This window comes from Flavobacterium zubiriense (genome assembly GCF_041729725.1).
In the GTDB taxonomy this organism is placed as follows: domain Bacteria; phylum Bacteroidota; class Bacteroidia; order Flavobacteriales; family Flavobacteriaceae; genus Flavobacterium; species Flavobacterium zubiriense.
In genome coordinates this window covers 123647-149292 of record NZ_JBCFQL010000011.1, presented here as the reverse complement: position 1 = coordinate 149292, position 25646 = coordinate 123647, and the positions used below count along the sequence as shown (strand labels likewise).

The window sequence follows — 25646 nt, the reverse complement described above, 5'->3', positions numbered from 1 at the left end:
AATTAATTTCCTCAAACCCTAAAGGGTGTAATATTTGATGAGTTTTTAATAAATTTTTCACCCTTTAGGGACGGGGAAAAAGAAAATTTATTAAAAAAATAAATTTAAACAGGCTCTTATATGATAATTATTTTGGCTGTTTTTTTAACACCTCCATCAATTAAAACTACAAAATAAATCCCCGCTTGAGGTTTATTCGGCAATTGAACGTCTTGATTAATATTTCCGTTATTTGGATATTTTTCATCAAACAATCTTTTCCCTGAAACATCATAAACCAAAATCTCTACCTCACTAGCAGAAGAAGTACTGATGTATTTTACATTAAAATTACCATCATTAGTCTTAGAACTTACTCTTAAATCCTTATTTATCGCATCATTTGATAGTAAGGTATAATCCTGAGTACAAATAGTAACCGAGGCTGCATTTAAAATCCCTGTATCATTTGTAAAAATATCCCGAATGCGCAACAACCAAGTTCCTTGTGGATTTTCGCCGTTATAATTACCCAAAACACCCAAAGGAGCTACCGTTTGCAAAGTCGCATTTCCACAAGACAAAACTCCACCTGCATCGTCAAAATTGATCTTTAATTGCCCGTCAGTAGTTCCGCAACCGTTATAAAACAACTTTACTATCGTTCCTTCTGGACTTACTAATTCCATTTGAACATCTGAAAAATAAGCGTGAGAAATATCTACATTAACATTAACATCCGAAATAAAAGAACTGGTTGTAGGAATCACAACTTCTCTAGTAGCAAAATTCCCTTGCTCTGGGATATTAAATGGTGTTGGAAAATCAAAAGTCTGGCATCTTGATTCGGTTACATATCCTATTGCAAAGGTTTTACTATTTATGGCATAAAAAATATTATCGGTAGGTTCTATCAAAATTTTACAAAACTGAGCCGAAACATCAGGAACGGTAATCGTTTCAGAACCATCATTGGCAACAGCCGAAGCCAAAGTAATGGGAAAACTAACCCCATTATCAATAGAAAGTTTGATATTTACTCTAGAAGCACCGGGCAAACTATTAGTCCCATTTACATTCCAAGTAATATTTTGATTCGAATTTTGAAACCAACTTAAATTGTCTATATTTTGAGAACTAATTTCAAATGGCCCAGCCGTTCCACTTACATTAACGATCATTTCATCTGAAATAGTTTGAGCCAATCCCTCAGCGGCATTGTCTCTAGCCGTTAAAACAAAATGGAGCGTACGAGCAACTGTAGGTACTGATTCCCATCTGCTTGTCAACCTACCCGCCAAAACATTTTCGAAACTAGGCATGTATCGAACAGGCGTATTCACAGGAGGGAGTGATCGAAATAATGGCCCATTAGATTTAGAACTCAAAGCAATACTGGAATCTCCACTTGTGGATGTAGCCGAATCGTTTTGTTCCCAAACATACGTAACCAACGATGAAGCAGCTCCCGTTCCTTTTAAAACAAAGGCAGTTCCTTTTGGAATAGTATAATCAGCTCCAGCATTTACAACAGGCTCATTAGCACTAATTATTGTAGGGATTGGACAAGTTTTTGTTGCCAAATTATTTTGGATTTGAGCAATACTTGCAAAAGAAAAATAATCATTAGAACGTTGTTCTACATCATAATCTGTTGTAATACCAGCATAACCCATAATAGTAGAACCGCTTCCAGGCTCCACGCTCACACCTGTGCCTTCAATTTCATGAGAAAAAGTATGATTGGCTCCTAATTGATGTCCCATTTCATGAGCTACAAAATCAATATCAAAAGCATCTCCTCTTGGGGTACTATTTGATGGCGAGGTATAAGCACTCCCTTTATTGGTATCACAAACACAACCAATACAACCTGCATTTCCTCCACCACCAGATGCGCCAAACAAATGACCAATATCATAATTAGCACTACCAATAACAGACGTTAAATTATTTTGTAATTCCGTACTCCATGCTCCAGGAGTAGTTGAAGTTCCTACACCTGCACTCGCTGCCGAATAAGGATCTGTGGCAGCATTAGTATATATAATCTGGTTATTATTAGCTATCAAAAGTAATTTTACGGCTAAATCTCTATTGAAAATTCCATTTACTCTAGTCATAGTAGCATTCATAGCTGCTAAAGCGCCATCAACAGTACCTCCGTGAAAAACAGCGTATTCTCCAGTACAAGACAATGCCAATCGTAAGGTTCTAAAGGTTTTATTGCTCGAAACTAATTTTGCACTTTGACTGTTTGTTTTTTTGCTCAAATTAACCACATTGTCAGTAGTACAACTAAAAGGCAAACGCTCTTTTAATTTATTTTTAGAATCAAAAACAACATATAAATCTTTATTTTCGGCATCTTTTTCAATAAATTCCATCTGATTTCCATTTCTGGCAATCATGGTTTGTATTCCTAGCGGAGACATACTAAAATTCAAGAAAGCAGTTGCATCGGTAATACCAATTCCTGAATAAGAACGAATATCAGGATATTTTGCTTGAAGTTCGGGGTCGAAATTAGAATCTTCGTGAATTGAAAATTTTTCTAAAACGCCATTAGCATTTGGAATTGTAATTTCGATAGTGCTATTTAATACTTTGTTATCCTGAATGGATTTCAATTTTTTATTTAAAACTTCTTCGTCCAATTGAAATAAAACAGCAGTCGTTGCCTCATTTTTACCAATCAGTTTATTCGTAGTTGTACTGATTCTTTTCCATGGTTCCTGCTCTTGAGCATGAATACCTGAACACCACAATAAAAGAAATACGAATAAACTTTTTATTTTCATGACTAGTTAGATTTAAAATCCAAAAATAAAGTATTTAAATCATAATATATTCATCAAATTGGTTTTAATTAAGCCAAGAAAAACGATTGATTAATTAGATAATATTCCCTTTTTTGCTAGAATTCATTTAAATACTTCAAAAAATAGAATCAGCATATCCTGAAATTCAAATAAGATAGCATAAATTTGCACTATTATAAAATAATTGCTTTGAAGATTTTTCATTCTATAAAAGATTTCAGTTCTCCCAAAAAAACAATCCTTACTTTAGGCACCTTTGACGGGGTACATTTTGGACATAAAAAAATACTCGAAAAAGTAATTCAACACACCCTTGAGGAAGAATACGAAAGTCTGGTATTGACCTTTTTTCCACACCCAAGAATGATTTTACAAGAACATTCAGAAATAAGATTACTCAACACTATTTCTGAAAAAGTAAGCCTATTGGAACAATTAGGAATACAAAATCTAGTTATTCATCCTTTTGATGAAAGTTTCTCAAGATTAACTGCCGAAGAATTTGTAAAAACGGTATTGGTAGAACAATTTAAAATTCAAAAGATAATTATTGGTTACGACCATCGATTTGGAAGAAACAGAACGGCTGACATTAATAATTTGATTGAATTTGGAGCAAAATACAACTTTGAAGTCGAACAAATATCGGCTCAGGAAATCAACGAAATTTCGGTAAGCTCCACTAAAATTAGAAATGCACTTCAAGAAGGCAATATGATTTTAGCAAACAAATACTTGGGATACGACTATTTTTTGACTGGAACCGTTATCAAAGGAAAACAACTAGGAAGAACTATAGGTTTCCCTACGGCCAATCTTGCTATTGAAGAAGATTATAAACTAATTCCACTAAAAGGAGTTTATATTGTATCAAGCCTAATCAACAATCAAAAAGTATATGGCATGATGAATATAGGTGTAAACCCTACTGTAGGTGTCGAAGATTTATCTATTGAAATTCATTATTTAGATTTTGATAGCGATCTATACAATCAAAAAATCACTGTTTCAATATTAAACCGCATCCGAGGTGAAGAAAAATTTGATTCTATGGCAGCATTAAAAGAACAGATTGAAAACGATAAAATTCATACCCTTTCTTACATTAAGGAACTTTAAAGTCAAATAAAAACATCCTCTTTATTAAATAACTCCTGTTTTTTACGTAAATTTGATAGACAACACCCTGTTTATCAAACAATTATTTTTTTAACCTTAAAAAATTAAACGTATGAAACTGCCAAAAGAATTATATAATGGAGTTATTATTTTTATAAGTATTGCTCTTTATTTTGTGTTGATGGAACTTTTTAAGCTCTCTAATTTATTTTACTTAAGACTTTTCAATATCGTATTTATCTATTACGGTGTCAACAAAACCTTAAAATCTAATTTTATTGAAGGAAAAATTAATTTTGCTGACAATGCCATTTCAGCATTAATAACTTCTTTAACCGGTGTGCTTTTAAGCATAATAGGCTTAGTTGCCTACATATATTCTAAAGGTGGAGACACTTACATTCTAACACTCTCAAAATCATTATTGTTTGTAGGAAGTCCTTCGGTGATGACGTATACTATTTCACTACTTATTGAGGGAATTGTTTCGGCTGTAATTGTAACTTTTTCGTCAATGTTGCTTTGGAAAAAGAAATATCCATCCGATTAATTCAAAAAAAGCTTCATTTTATCCCATCCCTTTTAAAGGCTACTGCATTTAGGGCAAACGCAGCAATTCGGATAAAAAAAATTAGCCGCAAATTACACACACAAATTGAGATGTCATAAAAGCAACCGAATCGACCAAAGGCTGTAAACATGGTACAAATTAGTATAATTCATGTCAAAAATAAAAATCGTGCGTTTGCCCTGCTCATTGCATTGCCATTTTGAACAATTTAACTACTTTTGAGCCATTAAAAAATACAATTCAATGAGTAGTACAAAACACGATTGGACTAAAGAAGAAATTATTGCCATATACAATAAACCTATGATGGATTTGCTTTTTGAAGCGGCAACCATTCATAGAGAACACCACGACCCAAATGTGGTTCAAGTGTCTACTTTATTATCCATAAAAACAGGAGGTTGTCCAGAAGATTGTGGCTATTGTCCTCAGGCAGCACGCTATAACACTGGTGTTGAAGGAAATGATTTAATGAGTGTTAGTCAGGTAAAAGCACAGGCTTTGCGTGCTAAATCCACAGGTTCTTCTCGTGTATGCATGGGAGCAGCCTGGAGAAATGTTAAAGATGGCCCTGAATTTGACCAAGTTTTAGAAATGGTTCGTACCATTAATAAACTAGACATGGAAGTATGTTGCACGCTAGGTATGATTACTGAAAATCAAGCGCAACGATTGGCAGAAGCAGGTTTATATGCTTACAATCATAATTTAGATACTTCTGAAGAATATTATAAAGATGTGATTTCGACAAGAGGGTTCGAAGACCGTTTAGAAACCATAGAAAATGTGCGTAAAACCAATGTAACGGTTTGTAGCGGAGGAATCATTGGAATGGGAGAAAGCATCGAAGACCGTGCTGGTATGCTAGTAGCACTTTCTACGCTAAATCCACAACCAGAATCAGTGCCTATCAATGCACTAGTTGCTGTTGAAGGAACTCCAATGGAAGAAGAAAAACCAGTTGAAATTTGGGAAATGATTCGAATGGTAGCTACTACACGTATAGTTATGCCTGAAACTCAAGTCCGTTTGTCTGCTGGAAGAACAAATATGAGCCGTGAAGGACAAGCCATGTGTTTTTTTGCTGGTGCCAATTCTATTTTTGCTGGTGACAAATTGTTAACTACTCCAAATCCTGATGTTAACGAAGACATGAAAATGTTTGAAATGTTAGGTTTGAATCCGCAAAAACCTTTTACAAAAGTTTCACAACCGCAAACGGTTGAAGCATCCGATTCTCAATATGCACCTTTGGGTGAAAAACCAAAATGGTCTCGTCCAGGACACACTATTGAACGTAATATAGAAGCGTCAATCAAAGGGAAATAAATCACTTGATTTATTTTTATGGCTTGATTTAATTTTTAATATAAAACCCGTCTTGTTTAAATGAACAAGACGGGTTTTTTTATTTGAATCGATATAAATTTAAATTGACCTTATTGTCAATTCGAGCGCATTCGAGAACCATTATAGCATCTTGACTGCGCTAGATGTGACAAAAAAGAATTGGACTAATTTGTTTATCTAATAAATGTTGTTAATTGTAAACAACCTTTCTACTCACTTTAGTTCCATTTTCTAATTCAATAGTTATCAATAATACTTGTTGGCTCGAAATTATATTAGAAATAACTAATACCGAATTAGCCACATTATTTTTTTGATACATCAGCCTTCCAGCACTATCGTAAACAACAACTGCCTCTAAGTTAGATTCAGCTGAGTTAATGGTAATTTTAGAATTCTTAACAGATGCAACTACTTCTTTACTTCTTTGCTCTTCAACAGGCAATGTAGGTTCAATTACTTCCTCTACTACTGCGTTTTTATCTACATAACGCAACACAAAACGATTATTAAAAATCCCTTTCTCTGTACTAAAAGTATAAGGCTCTTTCTTAAGATCATGCAGTACTGCCAAAACTTTATCTTCTAAAAACACATTCTGAGTAGCTAAAGTTCCATCTGTACGGTCGATACTAATTTGGAATTCACCTATAATAGCCGATTTATATCCTAAAACAATACTGTCTTGCTTCACAAAAGGCAAAGCACGCCCTTGGATTGCTAAATTTGTAGCATTATTTACACTATAAAAATCAACAAATTGATTGCCATCATAACTCACTCCATCAAAACCACCATCATAATCGTTAGTAGCTCCTGAAACATAACCTACAAGTGTTTGTTTAAAAGCACCTTGCTTGTTTGTTAAATTCAACCAAATACGGCTCTTTTCTCTTACTGTGGTATTTGCGCTTTCCTTTGCGCTAGTTTTCAATTTAAAAAACTGCGAATTATCTAATAAAACCCCTCCTGTACCTAATCTCATTCTATTATTAAATACTATATTCCCAGTTGCTTTTGCGGGCGCAAAAAACCCCTGTCCCGCAGCAATTCTTCCTGTTGGTACAGCTCCTCCTAAATAAGCAGCCTCAGCGCTAGACATGCGAGTTCCAACTCCACCTGTCCTATTGTAAGTAGCATAATCATTAGACGTGTAATTATAAAGATTAGCTCCGACTATAGTAGTACTTGGCGCAGTATTATGAGTCCAAAAATATAATGTTCCTTCTAATATCAATTCATTTTCATCTAAAAATAAATCAGCATTTAATGCAGATGGATAAGGATTTCCTAAAAGGTGGACTTGATTTCCGGTAATAGGAAATGAACAAACTCCATTATGTGGTTCTCCTACAAACACTGGAATAGTATCAATTGCAGCAACAGTGGTACTAAAATTTTGAGGAGCTCTAATGATATAGCCTCGCCCTTTTGTCATCGTAGCAACTCCATTTTTTTCTAATACCCAACCGTTATTGTAACTGAAATATTTATCAAAAAGGGTATTAGGGGATAATTTTTTTAAGGTTTGTGGCGCAACTAAAGAAGTTACTGGCGAAGACCAATACGTAAAATCAAAACGTTTTACTGGCGCGGTATGACGATGGTAATGAATATCTCCAGAGTTTACTGCATCATCGTTGATTTGAACTAAACTGGCGTTGTTTTCAAAAGTTAATTTTGCATTAGGCTGAACTTCAACCCCATTTTCAATTTTTAAAGTATGTCCTGATTTTATGGTAACTTCAGCTGATCCCGTAACCAGACAAGAACAGCCCTCAACATCAACATCATTTGCGTTTGTATAATGGGTAGCAAAAACTAATCTTTGACTGATTGTAGGAGTTCCATTTGACCAAGAACCTGACCAAGTATTTGTATCTGGAGCAATAATTTCAACAGTTACTGTTGCTGAGGTACAGCCTCCATAAGAAACTGCAAAATAATAAGTACCGGGATGAAGCCCTGTTATTAGTTGCGAACCTCCGCCCGAAATTACAATATTCTCACTACGCTCTCCTGTTTGAACAATAGTCCCTGAACTTGGTAAACCACTTAATTGTACACTCCCTGTTGGCACCTTACAGCTAGGATTAGTTGGGGTTGATGCTATTGGAGTAGAAAGAGAAGTTACCGCAATTGTTGCTATTGTAGAATTTAACATTGAACAAGAACCATTTTGTACAACAGCTCTATATGATGTTGTAGCAGTTAAATTAGTTGCAGTTAATGTTGTCGTTGTATTAGCAATTGTAATTCCTGCTGTTGCAAAATTATTCAAAGAAGATTCCCATCTTACAATATTTCCTGTATGACCTGATAGTGTTAAAACAGTACTATTAATTCCTGAGCAAACTGCTGTACTACCTGTAACTGTTCCTCCTACAGATCCAATAGAAAATGAAACCACATTAGAACTTGCAGTTGTACTGCAACTATTGTAAGCTCTAATTCTATAATAATAAGTTAATCCAGAAGAAAGTCCACCTGCATAAAAACTACTAGTTTGATACCCTATATTAAACCCATTATAACCTGAAACAAAACTAGAAAAACTATTATTTGTTGAAATATCTAAATAATAACCTGTAGCGTTTGTTACTTGATTCCAATTTAATTGTAAACCGTTAGAGCAATTCGAATTTGAAGCACCTATTACAACAGGAATAGAAGCAGGCACTGGAGAAGTTGTATAATTCATTGTACCTGAATTTGCACTTGTACTACATCCAGATGCTCTTACTCTATAATAATATGTTGTTGCTGGATTAAGTCCTGTTATCGCATAATTCAAAACATTACCTACACTCAAATTATTATAACCTGATACTATGCTAGTAAAACCAGAATCTGTTGCTACATCTATAATGTAATTAGTGGCATTAGCTGAAAATCCCCATTGTGCTGTAAAACCAGTACAAGTAGCACTATATGGACTTGCTGTACTTGGAATTGCAATTGTAGAAGTAGTATTACTCATTGTGCTTGAATTTGCACTTGTACTACATCCAGATGCTCTTACTCTATAATAATATGTTGTTGCTGGATTAAGTCCTGTTATCGCATAATTCAAAACATTACCTACACTCAAATTATTATAACCTGATACAATACTAGTAAAACTAAAATCTGTCGCTACATCTATAATGTAATTAGTGGCATTAGCAGAATATCCCCATTGAGCTGTAAAACCTGAACAAGTAGCACTATATGGACTTGCTATACTTGGAATAGCAACTGTAGAAGTAGCAATACTCATAGTACCTGAATTGGCACTTGTACTACAACCAGATGCTCTTACTCTGTAATAATAAGTTGTAGCCGGATTAAGACCTGTTACTACATAACTCAATACATCCCCAACACTCAAATTATTATATCCTGAAACAATACTAGTAAAACCAGAATCTGTAGCTATATCTAAAATATAATTAGTAGCATTAGATGCGTAACCCCATTGAGCTGTAAAACCTGAACACGTAGCACTATATGGACTTGCTGTACTCGGAACAGAAGGAGTTGCATTTACGGTGACTGTTACAGTATTTGAATTTGATGAAGAACAATTGCCACTTGTTACAACTGCTCTATAATATCGAGTTGCTGTTAAAGTACCCATTTGAGCACTAGTTAAGGTAGCACTATTAGCTCCGGAAATATTAGTAAAAGTACTGTTGTTAGTAGAAACCTGCCATTGGATTGTACCAGTATATCCAGACAAACTAATATTTGAAGGAGTACTTCCACTACAAATAGACTGGCTAGCTGAAGCAGTACCTCCAACACTGTTAGGATTAACCGTAACAGTAACTGCCCTTCTTATGGTTGTATAAGTTGGAGATGTATAGGAAGCATCTACATAATAAGTTGTTGTTGTATTTAGAAAAGGAGTATAAGTACTTCCTGTATGCAAAAGAGTCCCACCACTTTGAGTATTATACCATCTATAAGTCGCTCCACTTGAAGGAGATGCTGTTGCCGTCAAGGTTGTATTGCCTGAATTACATATCGAACTTGGACTTGCTGTAGCATTAATTGAGCTATAGCCACCACTTGCAACCAAACCTGGGAAACTTGTTAATACTCCGCTTCCGCCTCCATTACAAGATGCCACATTTACATTCCCTATTTTAATCAAATCTGAAGCACTACAGTTAGTTGCAGCTCCTAATTGCCCTCCATTCTCTATTTCGATAGAAGAACCAGCAGCCAATTGCAAATCAAAATTTCCTGAAGAAAAATCAACGGTAGCATTATTTCTAATTATTAAACGTATAGGACCTAAGCAAGAAAGATTTAAATTGGAAGTCATTATTAAAGTCATGGCATTAGTTCCATCACCTATGTATAAAACTCCTCCACAAGTACTTAAAGGAGAATTACCACAACTTAGTCCAGAAGTATTTCTTGATGCAGTAATAGAGCATTGAGAATATCCAACAGTTGAAATAAGTAGAATTATAAATATAAAAAAAGATTTCTTAAGTAAAATTTGCTTCATAAAGTAGGTTTAAAAGTAAAGGGGGCACTTTAAATTTGAGTATAAATTAACATAGAGTCTGAGCAAAAAAATAATAAAGTCGTTTATCTGCATTTTTAGTCGGTAATCTACCATTTTTTAGTATTAACATTGGCGTTTAAGCCAGTACCACCAGCGTATTGAACAACAAGGTTTTAGTGTTTTTTTTTAGATACGATAAAATTGGGATTTTGGTTTTTAAAAACATTGAAAAATAAAAACGACTGTAGGCTTAGCGGAATCAATGCAGCAATAGACCACGGATGGAACAGAATCCCGATCGCTATCGGGACGAATTTTTTTCTTAGGTTAATCCTTTTAGGGTTTAAAACCCTAAAAGAGTTAACGGTAAAAGCTGCGCCTACCAAAACTATAGGCGCGCCTACCTAAACCATAGGCGCGCCTACCAAAACTAAAGGCGAGCCTACCTAAATCATAGGCACGCCCACCTAAACCATAGGCGTGCCATACTAAAACTATGGCTCGCCTAAACTTTGTAAAAGCTCAGCCTACTAAAAGGCTAGGCAAGGCTATAAAAAACGAAGGCTCGCCTAGCTTTTTTATAGGCGACACCTACAAAAAAGCTAGGCGCGCCTACCAAAAGTAAAGGCGTGCCTAGGCAAATGGAAGCTACTGCCTAAAAAATAGCTAGGCGAGCCATAGTTTTAGTATGGCGTGCTATGCCATAAAAAAAACCAGACTGGATATACCTCCGTCTGGTTTTTGCAATGATTAGGGTTTGTTTAAGGGTTGGTCTTTTTATTCTGCTGGAGGTATTTCATCAGCCTCTTTCTTGTTAGCATAACGCTTGTTCCATTGGTCGACTTCGCCCATAGCAAGGTCTAGCGCACCTTCATTCCCTCTTGAAATTTGTAGGCTGGCGGCATAGCGGTCAACGAGTGTCATGACATCGGTAGCGGCAGCAAGCTGCATTTCCTCGATGGTTTCCATGGCTTGCAGCAGTGCCATTCGGTTTGCCTCAAGACCGTTGTAATAGTCTAATAAGCCTGAAAGTTCTGTAGGAACATCCACCCGACTCAGGGAGTTAGGAAACTGATTGGCAATTCGAGAAACTAATCGGGCATAGCCTTCTCTGCCCTCTGCCATAGAGCGCGTTCCTGTTTTTTGCTCATTAGTCAGATTAATTTTAAAAGGGTTCAATGGCGTAAGAGCATTGTTAACCGCAGTGGTAAAAGCAGTTATAATTGCCGCCGATGGAATTGTGGTCACTAATTTTGGCATACTAATTTATATTTAATTGGTTTATAACAATTCAAATATATAAATTTTTTCTTATCACAGTACCAGTATTACCAAACAAAATACTACAATGCTATTTTATTTGAACCTAACCTTTGTAGGGTTTAAAACCTTAAAAGGATTAAAGGCTAAAGTGGTGTGTGCTATTTAGCCGATAAAAGTAACTTCTTGCTTAATTTTGTTCCATCTTGCAAGGAGAGCACCACTAGTAGCACTTTGTGTATCTGTTTGTTAAGAGAAACATCAAGCTGCTGCTCTCCTATTTTGTCTTTCTGGTATAATTTTCTACCCGTTACATCATAAATAGCCACCTTGTCTAGTAGAATTTCTGATGTATGTATGGCTACACTGCCTGACTTTGCAGTAACCCAAACCGCCGAGGCAAGCGGGCTAGACGTTTCTTGAGCCAAATTTTCTTCTGCATTGGCATCCTCATAACGCAATACAAACCGCTGGTTGAACGTTCCTTTTTCTGTCAGAAACTTATAAGGTTCTTTTTTTAGGTCATGAAGCAGTTGCAACTGCGTATCTTCGAGAAAAACATTTTGGTTTGCCAAAACCCCATCAGCACGATCAATACTTATCTGGAATTGACCTTGAAGCGTTGATTTATATCCTAAAACCACCGAATCCTTTGCTGTAAAAGGCAAAGCCCGCCCTTGAATAGAGAGATTTACGGCATTATTTAGACTGTAAAAATCTACAACCGAATGACCACTATAAGTCACTCCATCAAAACCAGCATCATAATCATTAGTGGCTTTAGGGACATAACCCACTAACATTTGCTTAAAAACACCCTGGTTATTAGTTAAATTCAACCAAATACGGTTTTTTGTGGTTTCTGCCAGCGGGGTGGCTTTAGCAACTGCTTCGGTTTTAAAAAATTGGGAATTATTAGTCCCCAAAACTCCTCCGGCAACACGCATACTGTTGTTAAAGACTACTGTTCCTCCAGCAGCACTTGCAGGCGCAAAAAATCCTTGACCAGCGGCAATTTGACCAGTAGGTACTTCTACTCCTGTAGTGGCTGCAACTGCTGTTGAAATACGTGTTCCTACAGCGCCAGTTCTATTATACATAGCATAATCACTTGAGGAATAATTGTACTTTGCTGCCCCCGAAAAATCAGTACTAGGAAGCGAATTATGTGTCCAGAAATACAATGTGCCTTCGAGTACATTTATATTAAAATCTAAAAACGCATCAGCATCAATAGCCGATGGATAGGGATTTCCCAATAAGTAGGACTGACTAGGAATCAGGTTTAAAGCAACAATCCCGTTATGAGGAACACCTACAAAAAGAGGGCTGTAATCAATTTCAGGAGTGGTAAGACTAAAGGTTTGAGGCGCACGAATGCTGTAGCCTTTTCCTTTATCCATATTGGCTATTCCGCTATAAGAAATTACCCAACCGTTATTATAACTGTAGTATTTATCATAAAGTGTATTAGGTGATAAATTCTTTAATGTTTGCCCCTCCACCGGCGACGACCAGTAGGTAAAATCATGACGCCTTACTGGCGCAGTGTGGCGTTTGTATTGAATACTACCCGTATTGACAGCGGCGTCATTAATTTGAACCAAACTCGCATTGTTTTCAAAAGTGAGCGTACCATCTAGTACCGCAACCGCATTAATAACTGTCAAGGTGTGTTCTGGATTAATGACCACACTGGCGCCATTAGTAATTTGACAAGAACAAGCCTCTATACTAGTAGTAGAATTAAAATTTTGTTCAAAAACAACTGCTTTAGTTGCATCAGGATTTCCATTGAGCCAGTTTGTTCCGTCCCAGGTGGTAACAGCACTAACTATTTGACAAATTCTTGCTGGAGATATACAACCCGTTTGGTTTCTAACCATAACCGAATAAGTTCCTGGAGTCAATCCTGTAGCAACATTATTCGAATGAAAGTTTAGACCGTTATCAAAGCTATAAGTATCTGTTAAATTTTGGATAGTTACAACTATTGTTCCCGTATTCAACACACAATTGGGTTGTGTAATAGTGGTTTCTGGAGTAGCCAAATCAGGCAAAAAAGTAATTCTTCTGCTTCTAGTGGTACTACTTACATTACAATCAGTACCCGAAGACTGAAAACTAACATAAGCTCGATATAGTCCAGATTCGGCTGGCGTACCTCCAGTAATCGTTAAAGTAGCCGTTGTAGCACCCGAATAAGCACCTCCATCAGTAATATCATCCCAAACTCCAGAGGTGACTGATTTTTTCCAACGATAAGTGACCACATTAGCTGGATGCGAAGTTGATACTGTATAAGAATAGTTAGTTCCTGAGCACTGGGTTGCATTCGTTGCTCCGCTGACATCGGTAATTTCGTTTACCGTAAGCGTGGCGGTATTGGAAATCAGACTACAATTGCCACTAGAAACAATAACACGAAATTGGGTTCCTTCAGGATATTGAGTGCTTCCTACATTGCCAATTCTTAGGTTATCCGTTTGAGTATAATCGGTATTACTTTCGGCATCTGTCATCGTTACAAAATCAGCATCGGATGGTCTTTTTCGCTGCCAACTATAGGTCAATCCAGCACCAGAAGCAATGACTCTAAACCGTACCGTAGCCCCCTCGCAATCGAGCTGGTTGAGCGGTTGCGTAGTTATAACAGGAAGCGGGTTTACAGTAACCACTACTGCTCTCCTTAGAGTTGTGGCAGAGCCAGTAGTGGCTGATACGTAATATGTAGTTGTTGAGGAAATGGAAGGTGTAACTATACTAGCGGAATACGGACTTGTGTTTGCCGTAACCGTAGCAATAGCACTACCACCACTGGCTGCGGTAAACAAATTATAAGTAGTAGAAGCCGATGGAGTAGGCGCAACTGAAACTGCTATGGTAGCCGTACCTGGACCGCAAAGTGGCGCTACCGAATAACTAACAAAATTATAACCCCCATTAGCTACTAACTCATCAAAATCATATAAAGCAGTAGCCTTACCATTACAACTCGCCAGCAATGTAGTTCCTATATAAATTCTTTCTGACGCAGTGCAACTTCCCTCTACAAAACCTCCACCTGGTTCAATCTCTATCGAAGATCCCGCTGGCAAAGTCAGCCTATTATTTCCCGGAGAAAAATCTACTGTAGCATTTGCTCGTATCACAAAATGAATTGGCCCTAAAGCGCATGAATTATGTAAATTCAGGTCTTGATTCATCACCAAATTAGTGGGGGTAGTTCCATCACCAATGTAAATGGTGCTATTTCCCAAAAAACTGGCACAAGAATAAGAACTCGAATTTACCGAACCTGTGATGGTAAATTGTGCAATACCATTAGAAGAAATAAAAAACACAACAATAGAAAGTAAAAATAGCCTCATAAGTTGGAAATTATAAGTTGAAACAATTCAGGATTCAAAAAACTGAATTATTAAATTAAACCATTGATAATCAGGATGCAAAATAAATCGATAAACAACATGTTTTGTCGCCAATCCGCTTTTCTTTACAAAAAATAACCGTTTGAAAATCATTCTATTCAGTACTATTTCAGCTTATTTTGATCCTTCAAAAAGCCTTTTTTAAGGACAAACAAACTCTTTTAATAGAAATAAGTACCTTTATGGCTTAGACTATGCAAACACAATTGGAAATTTAAAAAATGAAAGATGTATTTTCCATCAAAGAAGCCATTCATAAAATAGAGCATTATTGTGCTTATCAGGAACGCTGTCATCAAGAGGTGGAGCAAAAATTGCGAAGCATGAAAATGGATTCGGATGAAATAGACCAAATAATTGCACATTTAATTCAGGATAATTTCCTTAACGAAGAACGTTTTGCCTGTAGTTTTGCAAGAGGAAAACACCGTATGAAACATTGGGGAAAAATCAGAATTACCAATGAATTAAAATTCAGAGGTATCAACCAAACTTTAATTACTATCGCTTTAAAAGAGATTAGCCCTGAAGAATATTATACCACTTTTGACACCTTAGCAAATAGACATTGGGAATCCACTCAGGAAAAAAACACTTTAAAGAAAAGAAAGAAATTTTGCGACTTTATGCTAAGACGCGGATTTGAAAGCAACTTAGTTTACGAGAAAGTTAGGGAGTTAGAAACTAGTGACCAGTAATCAGTTTTTAGTGTTCAGTTATAAAAGTCATTAGCAAAAAAACAATAAATCATCCGTAAAAAACTGTGGACTTTGTGTGTTCTTTGTGAGCTTTGTGGTTAAATAGCTAACAAAACACTCACCGCATTTCCACCAAAACCTACCGCATTGACCAAAACTTTTTTTATTACCCTTTCAGGGTTTTGAACCCTGAAAGGGTTGTCTAAAAAAGGAACTCCAATAAACTGATTGTGTTGCAACATCAAAACGGCCAATTCAATACTCAACATTCCCGAAGCGCCAAAAGTGTGTCCAATTTTCCACTTATTGGTAGTCAATAAAGGAAGATTTTCTCCGAAGATTTTCTGAATTGCCTTATACTCCGTTAAGTCTCCTGCTTTAGTTCCTGGCGCGTGCATGACTATTACATCAACTTCTTCTGGGCTAATATTCTGCAAAGCCATTTTCATAGATTTTTGAAAACAAGTCGCCTCAGCCGAGATAGAAATATTGTGTTCTAAAATTTCAGTAGCATACCCTATTCCTTCGATAATAGCCAGAGCATTGTCTTTTTTCCCTATTTCGAGACAACAAACCGATGCTCCCTCACCCAGAATCATCGAATTGAGTTTTTTATCTAAATGCAACGCCTGATTAGGATATTCTTCTTCACTATGAGAATATATTTTCAACGCTCGCATTTGAGCAATGGTGAAATCGGTTAGAGGAGCTTCACTTCCGCCAATAAGGAATTTATCGACCATTCCAGCTCGCAACCAAGCAACGCCATTTAAAAGTGCATGTAAGGCAGTAGAACAGGTAATAGAATGCGAGATTTCAGGCCCTGTACTTTGCAAATCGTGTCCAACCCAGGAAGCAATATTTCCCAGAGTTGTTGTTGGCGAAGCCAATGTTTGCGCTTTGCCCGTTTCTAAATATTCCTGAAAGTGTTTTTCGAATAAATCTGTCGCGCCACGCGATGAACCAATATTAATTCCAAAAACGGAAGCAGTATCCCATCCTGCATTTTCAACCGCTTGGCGCGAAGCGGCCATAGCGTACAAAACCGATTTGTCTAATGATTTGTATTTAACATCCGATTGCTGTAATTCAGCAACTATTTTTCTTGAACCTTCATCCAACTCAGCAACCCAAGTTTCCTGATTATCTAAAACCTTTTTAGAAAAACAATGCTTTTCAGAAAGGTAATTTTTCCAAATGGTTTTCGGGTTATTTCCTAATGGAGAAATAGAGGCTAGAGCTGTAATAGAGATGATTTTCGACAAGGCTATTTTATTTTACCGCAAAGGTCGTGAAGTTTTTTAAAAAAATTAACCACAAAGTTCACAAAGAAGACACAAGGCTCTCTAAGTTCTCTTGTCTTAAAACCTAAATAATCAGATAGCTGAAAATTGAAAGTAAATTAAACAGATAAAAAACAGTGTGCTTAGTACAACCCTAGTGAACTTTATGGTTAAACGTTAAACTATTTCCAATGCTTTTTCGACCACTTCATACACTTTTTGCAATTGGTCGTCCGTAATAATATAAGGAGGCAAAATGTAAACAATGTTTCCTACTGGTCTCAAAATAACACCGTTTTCAATAAAAAAATTATACAATTTAGTCCGCATCGTTCCATAATAACTTTCTTCACTTTCTTTCTTGATTTCCAAGGCAAAAATAGTTCCTAAAACCCGAGTAGTAGTGACTTTTGGATGATTCTTAATATGTCCTTGAAAAGCCAAATGACGGGCATTTACCCGAGCTAAATTGGCTTGCATTTCAGGAGTTTGCAACAATTCAAAACTAGCCAACGCTGCTGCACAACCTGTAGGATTGGCTGTAAAAGTATGCCCGTGAAACAAGGCTTTATTAATATCATCGTCATAAAAAGCTTCAAATATTTCTTGGGTGAAAGTGGTAATCGCCATCGGAATCGTCCCTCCAGTCAAGGCTTTGGACAAACACATCATATCAGGAACATGCTGGCAATAATCCATCGCAAAAGTTTTTCCTGTTTTACCAAAACCAGTCATTACTTCATCGGCTATAGTAAGCACCTTATTTGCTACACAAATTTGGATTAATTCGTCTAAAGCTTCTGGTTCATACATCACCATTCCGGCAGCTCCTTGTACTAATGGTTCGAAGATAAAAGCCGCACAATTGTTGTCTTGAATTACTTTTCGCAAAGCATCAAAGCTGGCTTGTTCTTCGCCTTTAACCGGAACGGGAATTCTCACCACATCAATAAACATTCCTTGAAAAGCTTGGGTATAAAACGAAATTCCGCTGGCGGCCATAGCCGCAAAAGTATCGCCGTGAAAGGCATTTTCGAAAGCAATAATAGTGGTTCGTTTTTCACCTTTGTTGAAGAAATATTGCAAGGCGACCTTGATGGCTACTTCCACCGAAGTCGAACCATTATCGGAAAAGAATATTTTTTGCTGATTTTCAGGCAGCATTTCCATTAATTTTTCGGCAACTTTTACTGCTGGTTCATGTGTAAATCCACCAAAAAGCACGTGTTCTAAAGTCGTTAATTGCTTGTAAATCGCATCGGCTATAAATTTGTTGCTATGTCCAAAAGGATTTACCCACCAGGAAGCAATTGCATCGATATATTGTTTATTATTTTCATCCCAAAGCAAAGCACCTTCGCCTTTGATGATAGCAATAGGAGTTTGAGCCGTTTTATGTTGGGTATAAGGATGCCAAAGGTATTGGCGGTCTTTTTCTGTTAAGTTCATGTGGTAGAATATAGAAAATAGAGAATAGAAAAAAGACTAAACGCTATAATTTTTGACAAAGATAAGAAAGTCTATCCTCTTTGTTCTATTCTCTTTGCTCTCTTATAAATTCATTAATTTTTCTCGAAAAAAATCAGCATATTCAAGAATTACATTTTGGTCAAAATAGGGTTCTTCATCAATTCTTCCAATACATTTTATGCCTGTTTTATTCAAAATAATGGATTCTGTTGATTGATTTTCTTTACCATTAAACAAAATTCCTGCAATGACAATATTTCTGTTTTGCAAAGCTTCAATAGTTAGTAAAGTATGGTTGATACTTCCCAAATAATGACGAGAAACCACAATTACTTTATAATCCGACTTAATTAAATCAATCACACAATCTTGATTGTTTATTGGAACAAAAATTCCACCAGCACCTTCAATCACTAGATGATTGTCCGTAAGCGGTTCTGTTATTTTCGTTATATCAATAACAATATTATCCAATTGAGCTGCCAAATGTGGACTCGCTGGCGTTTGTAACGCATAGCTATTTGGATGAATTACTGTCTTCTCATTCGATAAATAGGCTTTTATTTTATGACTATCAGAAGCATTTAAATCACCCGCTTGGATGGGTTTCCAATAATCGGCTTGTAAAGCTTCTGTTATAATGGCTGAGGCAATCGTTTTGCCTACGTCGGTTCCAATTCCCGTTATAAATAATTTCATATTTTTTGTTTCGCTAAGATTTACAAAGTTAAAAGAAGATTCGCAAAGTTTATTTTGAAGACGAGTTAAAATTCAAAATTACACTTGCCACATTTGTATTTATGCTTTAAATAAAAGGGGAACAAACTTAGAAGTAATGAAAAAACATAAATAAAAAGTGATTTCAAATCTTTTATAGTAGTAACTAAGTCAATTTGTTCAGCTCCACAATTTGGACATTTCATCAACTGATTTTCGTTATCTAATGAATACTTAGCAACTTGAGAAAAAATTTCTATTGCTTTTGGATAATCATCACTGTTTACAAAAAGCTTAACTCCGCCTATAGCATTACTGTATAAAGGATTTGCATCCACAGTATTGTTATCACGCATAAAAACCGAGATTCCTTCAGCTTCTAATTTTCCTTTAAGAATTATCGCTTGTGATGAATATTGATACCTTCCGATTAACTTAAAAACTTCTTCCATATCTTTTAAAAGGTAAAACTAAACTAACCTAAATTACTAACTATCGTACAAACTACTTACAATTGCTTTTTAAAAAATAATTAAAATCGATATGTAAAACAAAACTAATTGTTTTTAACTATCATAAAATAAACAATATCGTTCAATATACAGAAAAAAACAGCGGATTAAAACTGAAATTTGTCCAAACAAAATAATTAAAATAAAATGAAAAAACTATTACTATCAACATTTCTTTTTCTAGGAACTTTAGGGTTTTCTCAACAAACGGGAACCTGCCCTGTAACTGGAAAAACTTACGTAAATGGAAAAGAAGTACAAAATCAAGATCGTAAGCAGCCAAGCGATTATCACAACATGTCTTCAAATCCACATGCGTCCGTAACGAATAGAGGAACAGGAAGTCAATCGGATCAAAACAAACAATGGTGGCCAAATCAGCTGGATTTGAGCTTACTACGTACAAACTCATCCCTTTCAAATCCAATGAGCCCTGATTTTGATTACAAAAAGGAATTTGAATCATTAGACTATCAAGCGCTTAAAAAAGACCTTAAGGAATTAATGACACAATCTCAAGAGTGGTGGCCGGCTGATTTTGGTCATTATGGAGGCTTATTCATTCGTATGGCATGGCACAGCGCAGGTACTTACCGCACCGGTGACGGACGTGGCGGATCTCGTTCAGGACAAGAGCGATTTGCTCCACTAAACAGTTGGCCAGACAACGCTAACTTAGACAAAGCCAGAAGACTTTTATGGCCAATTAAACAAAAATATGGGAACAAAATTTCATGGGCAGACTTAATGATTTTGACTGGAAACGTAGCCTTTGAATCTATGGGTTTCAAAACCTTTGGATATGCTGGAGGAAGAGAAGATGTTTGGGAACCCGAATCACATGTTTATTGGGGTTCAGAAACCAAGTGGTTAGACGACAATCGTTTTACTGCTGACCGAAAATTAGAAAATCCATTAGCCGCTGTACAAATGGGACTAATTTACGTAAACCCCGAAGGTCCTAATGGAGTTCCTGATCCAGTATTGGCAGCAGTTGACATAAGACAAACATTTGGCCGAATGGGTATGAATGACGAAGAAACCGTTGCATTAATTGCTGGTGGTCATACATTAGGAAAAACACATGGAGCTGGTGACGCAAAACACGTAGGAGTTGCTCCCGAAGCTGCAGGAATAGAAGAACAAGGTTTTGGATGGAAAAGTAGTTATAAATCAGGGAAAGGTACTGATGCAATCACCTCCGGATTAGAAGTAACTTGGACCTCTACCCCAGACCAATGGAATCAGGATTACTTTAAAAATCTTTTTGGCTACGAATGGGAATTAACCAAAAGTCCAGCTGGTGCACATCAGTGGGTTGCAAAGACAAACGATTTAAACATTCCAGATGCTTTTGATAAAACAAAAAAACAGAAGCCTACAATGCTTACCACCGACTTATCATTGCGATTTGACCCAGTTTATGAAAAAATCTCCCGTAATTTTTTAGAGAATCCAGAGGCCTTTAACGAAGCTTTTGCTCGTGCATGGTTTAAATTAACCCATCGTGACATGGGACCAAAAACAACCTATTTAGGGCCAGAAGCACCAAAAACAGATTTATTGTGGCAAGATCCAATTCCTGCTGTTAATCATAAATTAGTTCGCAATAAAGAAATTTTAAAATTAAAAGAAACCCTTTCAAAATCTGGGCTAACAATCAGCGAAATGGTTACTACGGCATGGGCTTCGGCTTCCACCTATAGAAGTTCTGACCGAAGAGGTGGTGCAAATGGTGCCCGTATTCGATTAGAGCCACAAAAAAATTGGGAAGTAAACAATCCAACCCAATTAAAAAAGGTACTCACCGTTTTAGAAGAAATTCAAAAAGACTTTAATACAAAGTCTAAGGGTTCTCTGATTTCAATGGCCGATTTAATAGTTTTAGCGGGAAATGTAGGTATTGAACAAGCCGCTAAAAATGCAGGATTTGACGTGAACGTCCCTTTTTACGCAGGTCGAATGGATGCTACACAAGAACAAACGGATGTAAATTCATTTACGGTTTTAGAGCCAATAGCTGATGGTTTCCGTAACTACTTAAAAACCCAATACAGCATCCCTACGGAAACTTTATTAGTTGACAAAGCACAATTATTAACGCTAACAGCTCCAGAAATGACTGTATTAGTAGGTGGAATGCGAGCTCTAAATGCTAATTTTGACAATAGTCAGAACGGAATTTTCTCTACCCAAAAAGAGAAACTTACTAATGATTTTTTTGTGAACTTATTAGAAATGGGAACAACTTGGAAAGCAAAAGACGAAACCAATGAAATCTTTGAAGGACGCAATACTTTAACAAATGAATTAAAGTGGACTGCTAGTCGAGTTGATTTGATTTTTGGTTCTAATTCAGAATTAAGAGCTGTTGCCGAAGCCTATGCAACAAATGATGCTCAATCAAAATTTGTAAATGATTTTGTATTGGCTTGGACTAAAGTGATGAATTTAGATCGCTTTGATTTGAAGAAATAAAAATCCAATTGGAAATAAATTGATAATCCGCTGCCTATTAAGCAGCGGATTAGTTTTATAAAAAAAACTCATATAAAAATCGCAACACCGCAGTAATTTCATCCTTAGTATTATACGAATGCAAACAAAAACGCAGTCTTTCCTGTCCTTCTGGTACGGTTGGAGATAAGATAGCTTTCACGTCAAAACCCTTTTCTTGAAGTTGTTTTGCAATGTATTTTACCTTTTCATTTCCAGGAATGATAACCGATTGAATCGCCGATTTACTTCGAACGAAAATTGGCTTTAAGCCCAATACATTCTTTTGCTGATTGAAATGAATGATATTCTCTCGCAGTAACTTAATATCCTTGTTTTCTTTTTCTAAATACTGATACGCAATCAAAATTGTAGCAACCGAATGCGGAGATAATCCTGTAGTATAAATAAAACTTCGAGCAAAATTGACTAAATATTGTTTTAATTCTGAACTTCCTAGAATAGCCGCTCCATGGCAACCCAATCCCTTACCAAAAGTCATAATTCGGGCAAAAATGTTGTCTTGCAATCCAAATTCCTGAACCAATCCTTGTCCTCCCGAAGTTTCGGGATCACCAAAAACCCCCAAGGCATGTGCTTCGTCAAGTACTAAATAGCAGCGGTGCTTTTCAGACAAATGAACTAATTCTTCTAAATTTGGAGTATCTCCATCCATCGAAAATACACTTTCAGTCACAATGTAAATGGTTGAAGGTCTTTGATTGAAATTGCTATTGTTATTGCCATTGAAATTGATAATCTTTCTTTCTAAATCTTCAAAATCATTGTGATTGAATTTATAGGCTTTAGCATACGACAATTGAATTCCGTCCCTGATGGAAGCATGACACAATTCATCATACAAAATCAAATCGCCTTTTTGAGGAACAGAACTAAAAAAACCCACATTGGCATCATAACCAGAATTAAAAATCAATGCTGTTTCTGCTTGATGGAATTCAGCAACATACGTTTCTGTTTCCAGATATACCTTGTGATTTCCTGAAATTAATCGAGAACCTGTTGCACCGTTTTGGAGGCAATCGTTACTCACCAAATACTGATGGGCAGCATCAAAAACAAACTTGTTCTTAGAAAGCCCAATATAATCGTTTGACGTAAAATCGATTAAATTAGCGTCAGTAGGCAATTGACGCAACGCATTATTTTGAATTCTGGATTCTAATTTTGCTTTAAGAATATTAGGTAGATTTCTCATAAATCAAAAGTAAAAAAAAACGTCAAGCAAAGCTTGACGTTTTTGTATAAATCTAAATTGTCTTAGTCTGCTAAAACAATTACTTTATTGTCTTTCATTTCAATAGTCCCCGAAGAAATAGCTAAAGTGTAGTTTTGATCATTTACTTTCGAAAACAATTTTGCTGCTTCTTTACTAAAGGTAAAACTTGGCGCTGTAATCTTTACAGTTCCTTTTTGAAGTAAGGATACTATTGGAGCGTGATTGTTTAAAATTTGAAAACTTCCATCAACACCTGGTAATGTGATTGATGTTATTTCTCCTTTAAACAAAGACACTTCTGGTGATACTATTTCTAAAATCATAATTTTTTAGTTAATAGTTGATGGTTGATGGTTGATGGTTGTTTTCGAACAACTAACAACTGACAACTAACAACCAATTACGCTTCTGCTAACATTTTTTCTCCAGCCTCGATAGCTTCTTCGATAGTTCCTTTAAGGTTGAAAGCTGATTCTGGCAAATGGTCTAATTTACCGTCAATAATCATATTAAATCCTTTAATAGTGTCTTTAATATCAACTAATACACCTGGAATACCTGTAAATTGCTCAGCAACGTGGAACGGTTGAGACAAGAAACGTTGTACACGACGCGCTCTAGATACAGCCAACTTATCTTCTTCAGATAACTCTTCCATACCTAAGATAGCGATGATATCCTGCAATTGTTTGTATTTTTGAAGAATCTCTTTTACCCTTTGTGCACAGTCATAATGCTCTGCTCCTAAAATTTGAGGAGTCAAAATTCTTGAAGTAGAATCTAACGGGTCAACCGCTGGATAAATACCTAACTCAGCAATTTTACGAGACAATACTGTAGTAGCATCTAAGTGAGCAAACGTTGTTGCTGGTGCCGGATCCGTTAAATCATCCGCAGGAACGTAAACCGCTTGTACAGATGTAATAGAACCTTTATTTGTTGATGTGATACGCTCTTGCATCGCACCCATTTCTGTTGCTAATGTTGGTTGGTAACCTACCGCAGATGGCATACGACCTAAAAGTGCCGATACCTCAGAACCTGCTTGTGTAAAACGGAAGATATTATCAACGAAGAACAATACGTCCTTACCTTGATCAGATCCAGCTCCATCACGGAAATACTCAGCAATAGATAATCCAGAAAGTGCCACACGTGCACGTGCTCCTGGTGGCTCATTCATTTGTCCGAAAACGAAAGTAGCTTTAGACTCTCTCATTCCTGGCAAGTCTACTTTAGACAAATCCCATCCTCCATTTTCCATAGAGTGCATGAATTCCTCACCGTATTTTATAATTCCTGACTCTAACATCTCACGAAGCAAGTCATTTCCTTCACGCGTTCTTTCTCCTACTCCTGCGAATACTGAAAGTCCACCGTGACCTTTTGCAATATTGTTAATCAACTCCTGAATCAATACTGTTTTACCTACTCCAGCACCACCAAACAATCCAATTTTACCTCCTTTTGCATAAGGCTCAATCAAATCGATTACTTTAATACCTGTAAATAAAACTTCAGAAGAAGTTGATAAATCCTCAAATCTTGGCGCCTGACGGTGAATTGACATTCCGTTCTCTCCTGTTTTAGGCAATTCTGGTAAACCATCAATAGCGTCTCCAACTACGTTGAATAAACGTCCGTAAACATCTGCTCCAATTGGCATTTGAATAGGATTTCCTGTTCCAACTACTTCATAACCTCTACTCAAACCATCTGTTGAATCCATCGAAATGGTACGAACTGTATTTTCACCAATGTGAGATTGAACCTCAAGGATTAATTTAGTACCATCTTTTTTAGTGATTTCTAATGAATCATAAATTTTTGGAAGTTCAACATCCTTACCGTTGAAAACAACGTCAACTACTGGGCCAATGATTTGGGCAACTTTTCCTATTACTTTAGACATTACTTATGTATTTATTAAACAGCTATTTAGGTTTACAAAACTTACCACATCAAAATTCAATGATTTAGGTGTTTTTTCAGAGCGCAAAGATAATTTTTTAAAATAAAAAATCAACAATTTTATTTAAAAAACATGAAAAAATAAAACAACACTTTAAAATAGCTATGAAACTACCTTTGGAAAATAGAATTACTTAAAAAAAGTAAAAACAACTGCACTAGAAAAACAAATGATTCTTAACCAAAATAGACTCTTTTTTTTAATATATCCCACAACAAAATAATA

16 protein-coding genes are annotated in these 25646 nt (G+C 36.2%); 5 read left to right on the top strand and 11 right to left on the bottom strand.

What is annotated here, in order from left to right:
- Positions 1-116: 116 nt before the first annotated feature.
- The gene (locus tag AAGV28_RS11555) at positions 117-2780 is read right to left on the bottom strand and encodes a reprolysin-like metallopeptidase (protein ID WP_373406967.1); all 2664 of its coding nucleotides are present in this window, start codon (positions 2778-2780) and stop codon (positions 117-119) included.
- Between the two features lie 210 nt (positions 2781-2990).
- Here AAGV28_RS11555 and AAGV28_RS11550 point away from each other — a divergent pair, with 210 nt between their 5' ends.
- The 3 genes from AAGV28_RS11550 to bioB all read left to right on the top strand — a co-directional run bounded on the left by AAGV28_RS11550 (position 2991) and on the right by bioB (position 5820).
- Complete coding sequence (locus tag AAGV28_RS11550) at positions 2991-3920, top strand: bifunctional riboflavin kinase/FAD synthetase (RefSeq protein ID WP_373406966.1); 930 nt, start codon at positions 2991-2993, stop codon at positions 3918-3920.
- Positions 3921-4032: 112 nt separating this feature from the next.
- Positions 4033-4470, top strand: coding sequence for a hypothetical protein (locus tag AAGV28_RS11545; RefSeq protein ID WP_373406965.1), 438 nt, complete (start codon positions 4033-4035; stop codon positions 4468-4470).
- Positions 4471-4734: 264 nt separating this feature from the next.
- A complete protein-coding gene (gene bioB / locus AAGV28_RS11540) occupies positions 4735-5820 on the top strand; it encodes a biotin synthase BioB (protein ID WP_373406964.1) in 1086 nt (361 codons plus the stop codon).
- A gap of 211 nt (positions 5821-6031) precedes the next feature.
- On the opposite strand, the gene AAGV28_RS11535 is transcribed toward bioB, so the two are convergent.
- The 3 genes from AAGV28_RS11535 to AAGV28_RS11525 all read right to left on the bottom strand — a co-directional run bounded on the left by AAGV28_RS11535 (position 6032) and on the right by AAGV28_RS11525 (position 14973).
- Complete coding sequence (locus AAGV28_RS11535) at positions 6032-10342, bottom strand: Ig-like domain-containing protein (protein WP_373406963.1); 4311 nt, start codon at positions 10340-10342, stop codon at positions 6032-6034.
- A 777-nt stretch (positions 10343-11119) separates the two neighbouring features.
- The gene (locus AAGV28_RS11530; RefSeq protein WP_373406962.1) at positions 11120-11602 is read right to left on the bottom strand and encodes a hypothetical protein; all 483 of its coding nucleotides are present in this window, start codon (positions 11600-11602) and stop codon (positions 11120-11122) included.
- Positions 11603-11763: 161 nt separating this feature from the next.
- Positions 11764-14973, bottom strand: a complete 3210-nt coding sequence (locus AAGV28_RS11525; protein WP_373406961.1) for a T9SS sorting signal type C domain-containing protein — start codon at positions 14971-14973, stop codon at positions 11764-11766.
- 281 nt (positions 14974-15254) lie between these two features.
- On the opposite strand from AAGV28_RS11525, the gene AAGV28_RS11520 reads away from it, so the two are divergent.
- The gene (locus AAGV28_RS11520) at positions 15255-15731 is read left to right on the top strand and encodes a regulatory protein RecX (RefSeq protein ID WP_373406960.1); all 477 of its coding nucleotides are present in this window, start codon (positions 15255-15257) and stop codon (positions 15729-15731) included.
- Between the two features lie 98 nt (positions 15732-15829).
- Here AAGV28_RS11520 and AAGV28_RS11515 read toward each other — a convergent pair whose 3' ends face one another.
- The 4 genes from AAGV28_RS11515 to AAGV28_RS11500 form a co-directional block, all read right to left on the bottom strand.
- Positions 15830-16996: a beta-ketoacyl synthase N-terminal-like domain-containing protein gene (locus AAGV28_RS11515; RefSeq protein ID WP_373406959.1), complete on the bottom strand. Its 1167-nt coding sequence runs from the start codon at positions 16994-16996 to the stop codon at positions 15830-15832.
- 195 nt (positions 16997-17191) lie between these two features.
- Complete coding sequence (bioA, locus tag AAGV28_RS11510) at positions 17192-18463, bottom strand: adenosylmethionine--8-amino-7-oxononanoate transaminase (protein ID WP_373406958.1); 1272 nt, start codon at positions 18461-18463, stop codon at positions 17192-17194.
- Positions 18464-18565: 102 nt separating this feature from the next.
- Positions 18566-19183 (bottom strand): dethiobiotin synthase, encoded by a 618-nt coding sequence (gene bioD, locus AAGV28_RS11505; RefSeq protein WP_373406957.1) that lies wholly within the window; start codon positions 19181-19183, stop codon positions 18566-18568.
- 65 nt (positions 19184-19248) lie between these two features.
- Positions 19249-19653 (bottom strand): DUF2007 domain-containing protein, encoded by a 405-nt coding sequence (locus tag AAGV28_RS11500; RefSeq protein WP_373406956.1) that lies wholly within the window; start codon positions 19651-19653, stop codon positions 19249-19251.
- A 207-nt stretch (positions 19654-19860) separates the two neighbouring features.
- On the opposite strand from AAGV28_RS11500, the gene katG reads away from it, so the two are divergent.
- On the top strand, positions 19861-22191 hold the full coding sequence (katG, locus tag AAGV28_RS11495) for a catalase/peroxidase HPI (RefSeq protein WP_373406955.1): 2331 nt from the start codon (positions 19861-19863) through the stop codon (positions 22189-22191).
- Positions 22192-22246: 55 nt separating this feature from the next.
- On the opposite strand, the gene AAGV28_RS11490 is transcribed toward katG, so the two are convergent.
- The 3 genes from AAGV28_RS11490 to atpD all read right to left on the bottom strand — a co-directional run bounded on the left by AAGV28_RS11490 (position 22247) and on the right by atpD (position 25361).
- Complete coding sequence (locus AAGV28_RS11490) at positions 22247-23428, bottom strand: aminotransferase class I/II-fold pyridoxal phosphate-dependent enzyme (RefSeq protein ID WP_373406954.1); 1182 nt, start codon at positions 23426-23428, stop codon at positions 22247-22249.
- Positions 23429-23490: 62 nt separating this feature from the next.
- Positions 23491-23772, bottom strand: a complete 282-nt coding sequence (locus tag AAGV28_RS11485) for a F0F1 ATP synthase subunit epsilon (protein ID WP_373406953.1) — start codon at positions 23770-23772, stop codon at positions 23491-23493.
- A 77-nt stretch (positions 23773-23849) separates the two neighbouring features.
- Positions 23850-25361 carry a F0F1 ATP synthase subunit beta gene (gene atpD, locus AAGV28_RS11480; RefSeq protein WP_373406952.1) on the bottom strand — a complete coding sequence of 504 codons (1512 nt, stop codon included), beginning with the start codon at positions 25359-25361 and terminating at the stop codon, positions 23850-23852.
- Between the last annotated feature and the right edge of the window lie 285 nt (positions 25362-25646).

Coding starts and splice junctions, on each gene's coding strand:
- AAGV28_RS11555 (WP_373406967.1), bottom strand. CDS start 2,780: ATGAAAATAAAAAGTTTATTCGTATTTCTTTTATTGTGGTGTTCAGGT.
- AAGV28_RS11545 (WP_373406965.1), top strand. CDS start 4,033: ATGAAACTGCCAAAAGAATTATATAATGGAGTTATTATTTTTATAAGT.
- bioB (WP_373406964.1), top strand. CDS start 4,735: ATGAGTAGTACAAAACACGATTGGACTAAAGAAGAAATTATTGCCATA.
- AAGV28_RS11535 (WP_373406963.1), bottom strand. CDS start 10,342: ATGAAGCAAATTTTACTTAAGAAATCTTTTTTTATATTTATAATTCTA.
- AAGV28_RS11530 (WP_373406962.1), bottom strand. CDS start 11,602: ATGCCAAAATTAGTGACCACAATTCCATCGGCGGCAATTATAACTGCT.
- AAGV28_RS11525 (WP_373406961.1), bottom strand. CDS start 14,973: ATGAGGCTATTTTTACTTTCTATTGTTGTGTTTTTTATTTCTTCTAAT.
- AAGV28_RS11520 (WP_373406960.1), top strand. CDS start 15,255: ATGAAAGATGTATTTTCCATCAAAGAAGCCATTCATAAAATAGAGCAT.
- bioA (WP_373406958.1), bottom strand. CDS start 18,463: ATGAACTTAACAGAAAAAGACCGCCAATACCTTTGGCATCCTTATACC.
- bioD (WP_373406957.1), bottom strand. CDS start 19,183: ATGAAATTATTTATAACGGGAATTGGAACCGACGTAGGCAAAACGATT.
- AAGV28_RS11500 (WP_373406956.1), bottom strand. CDS start 19,653: ATGGAAGAAGTTTTTAAGTTAATCGGAAGGTATCAATATTCATCACAA.
- katG (WP_373406955.1), top strand. CDS start 19,861: ATGAAAAAACTATTACTATCAACATTTCTTTTTCTAGGAACTTTAGGG.
- AAGV28_RS11490 (WP_373406954.1), bottom strand. CDS start 23,428: ATGAGAAATCTACCTAATATTCTTAAAGCAAAATTAGAATCCAGAATT.
- AAGV28_RS11485 (WP_373406953.1), bottom strand. CDS start 23,772: ATGATTTTAGAAATAGTATCACCAGAAGTGTCTTTGTTTAAAGGAGAA.
- atpD (WP_373406952.1), bottom strand. CDS start 25,361: ATGTCTAAAGTAATAGGAAAAGTTGCCCAAATCATTGGCCCAGTAGTT.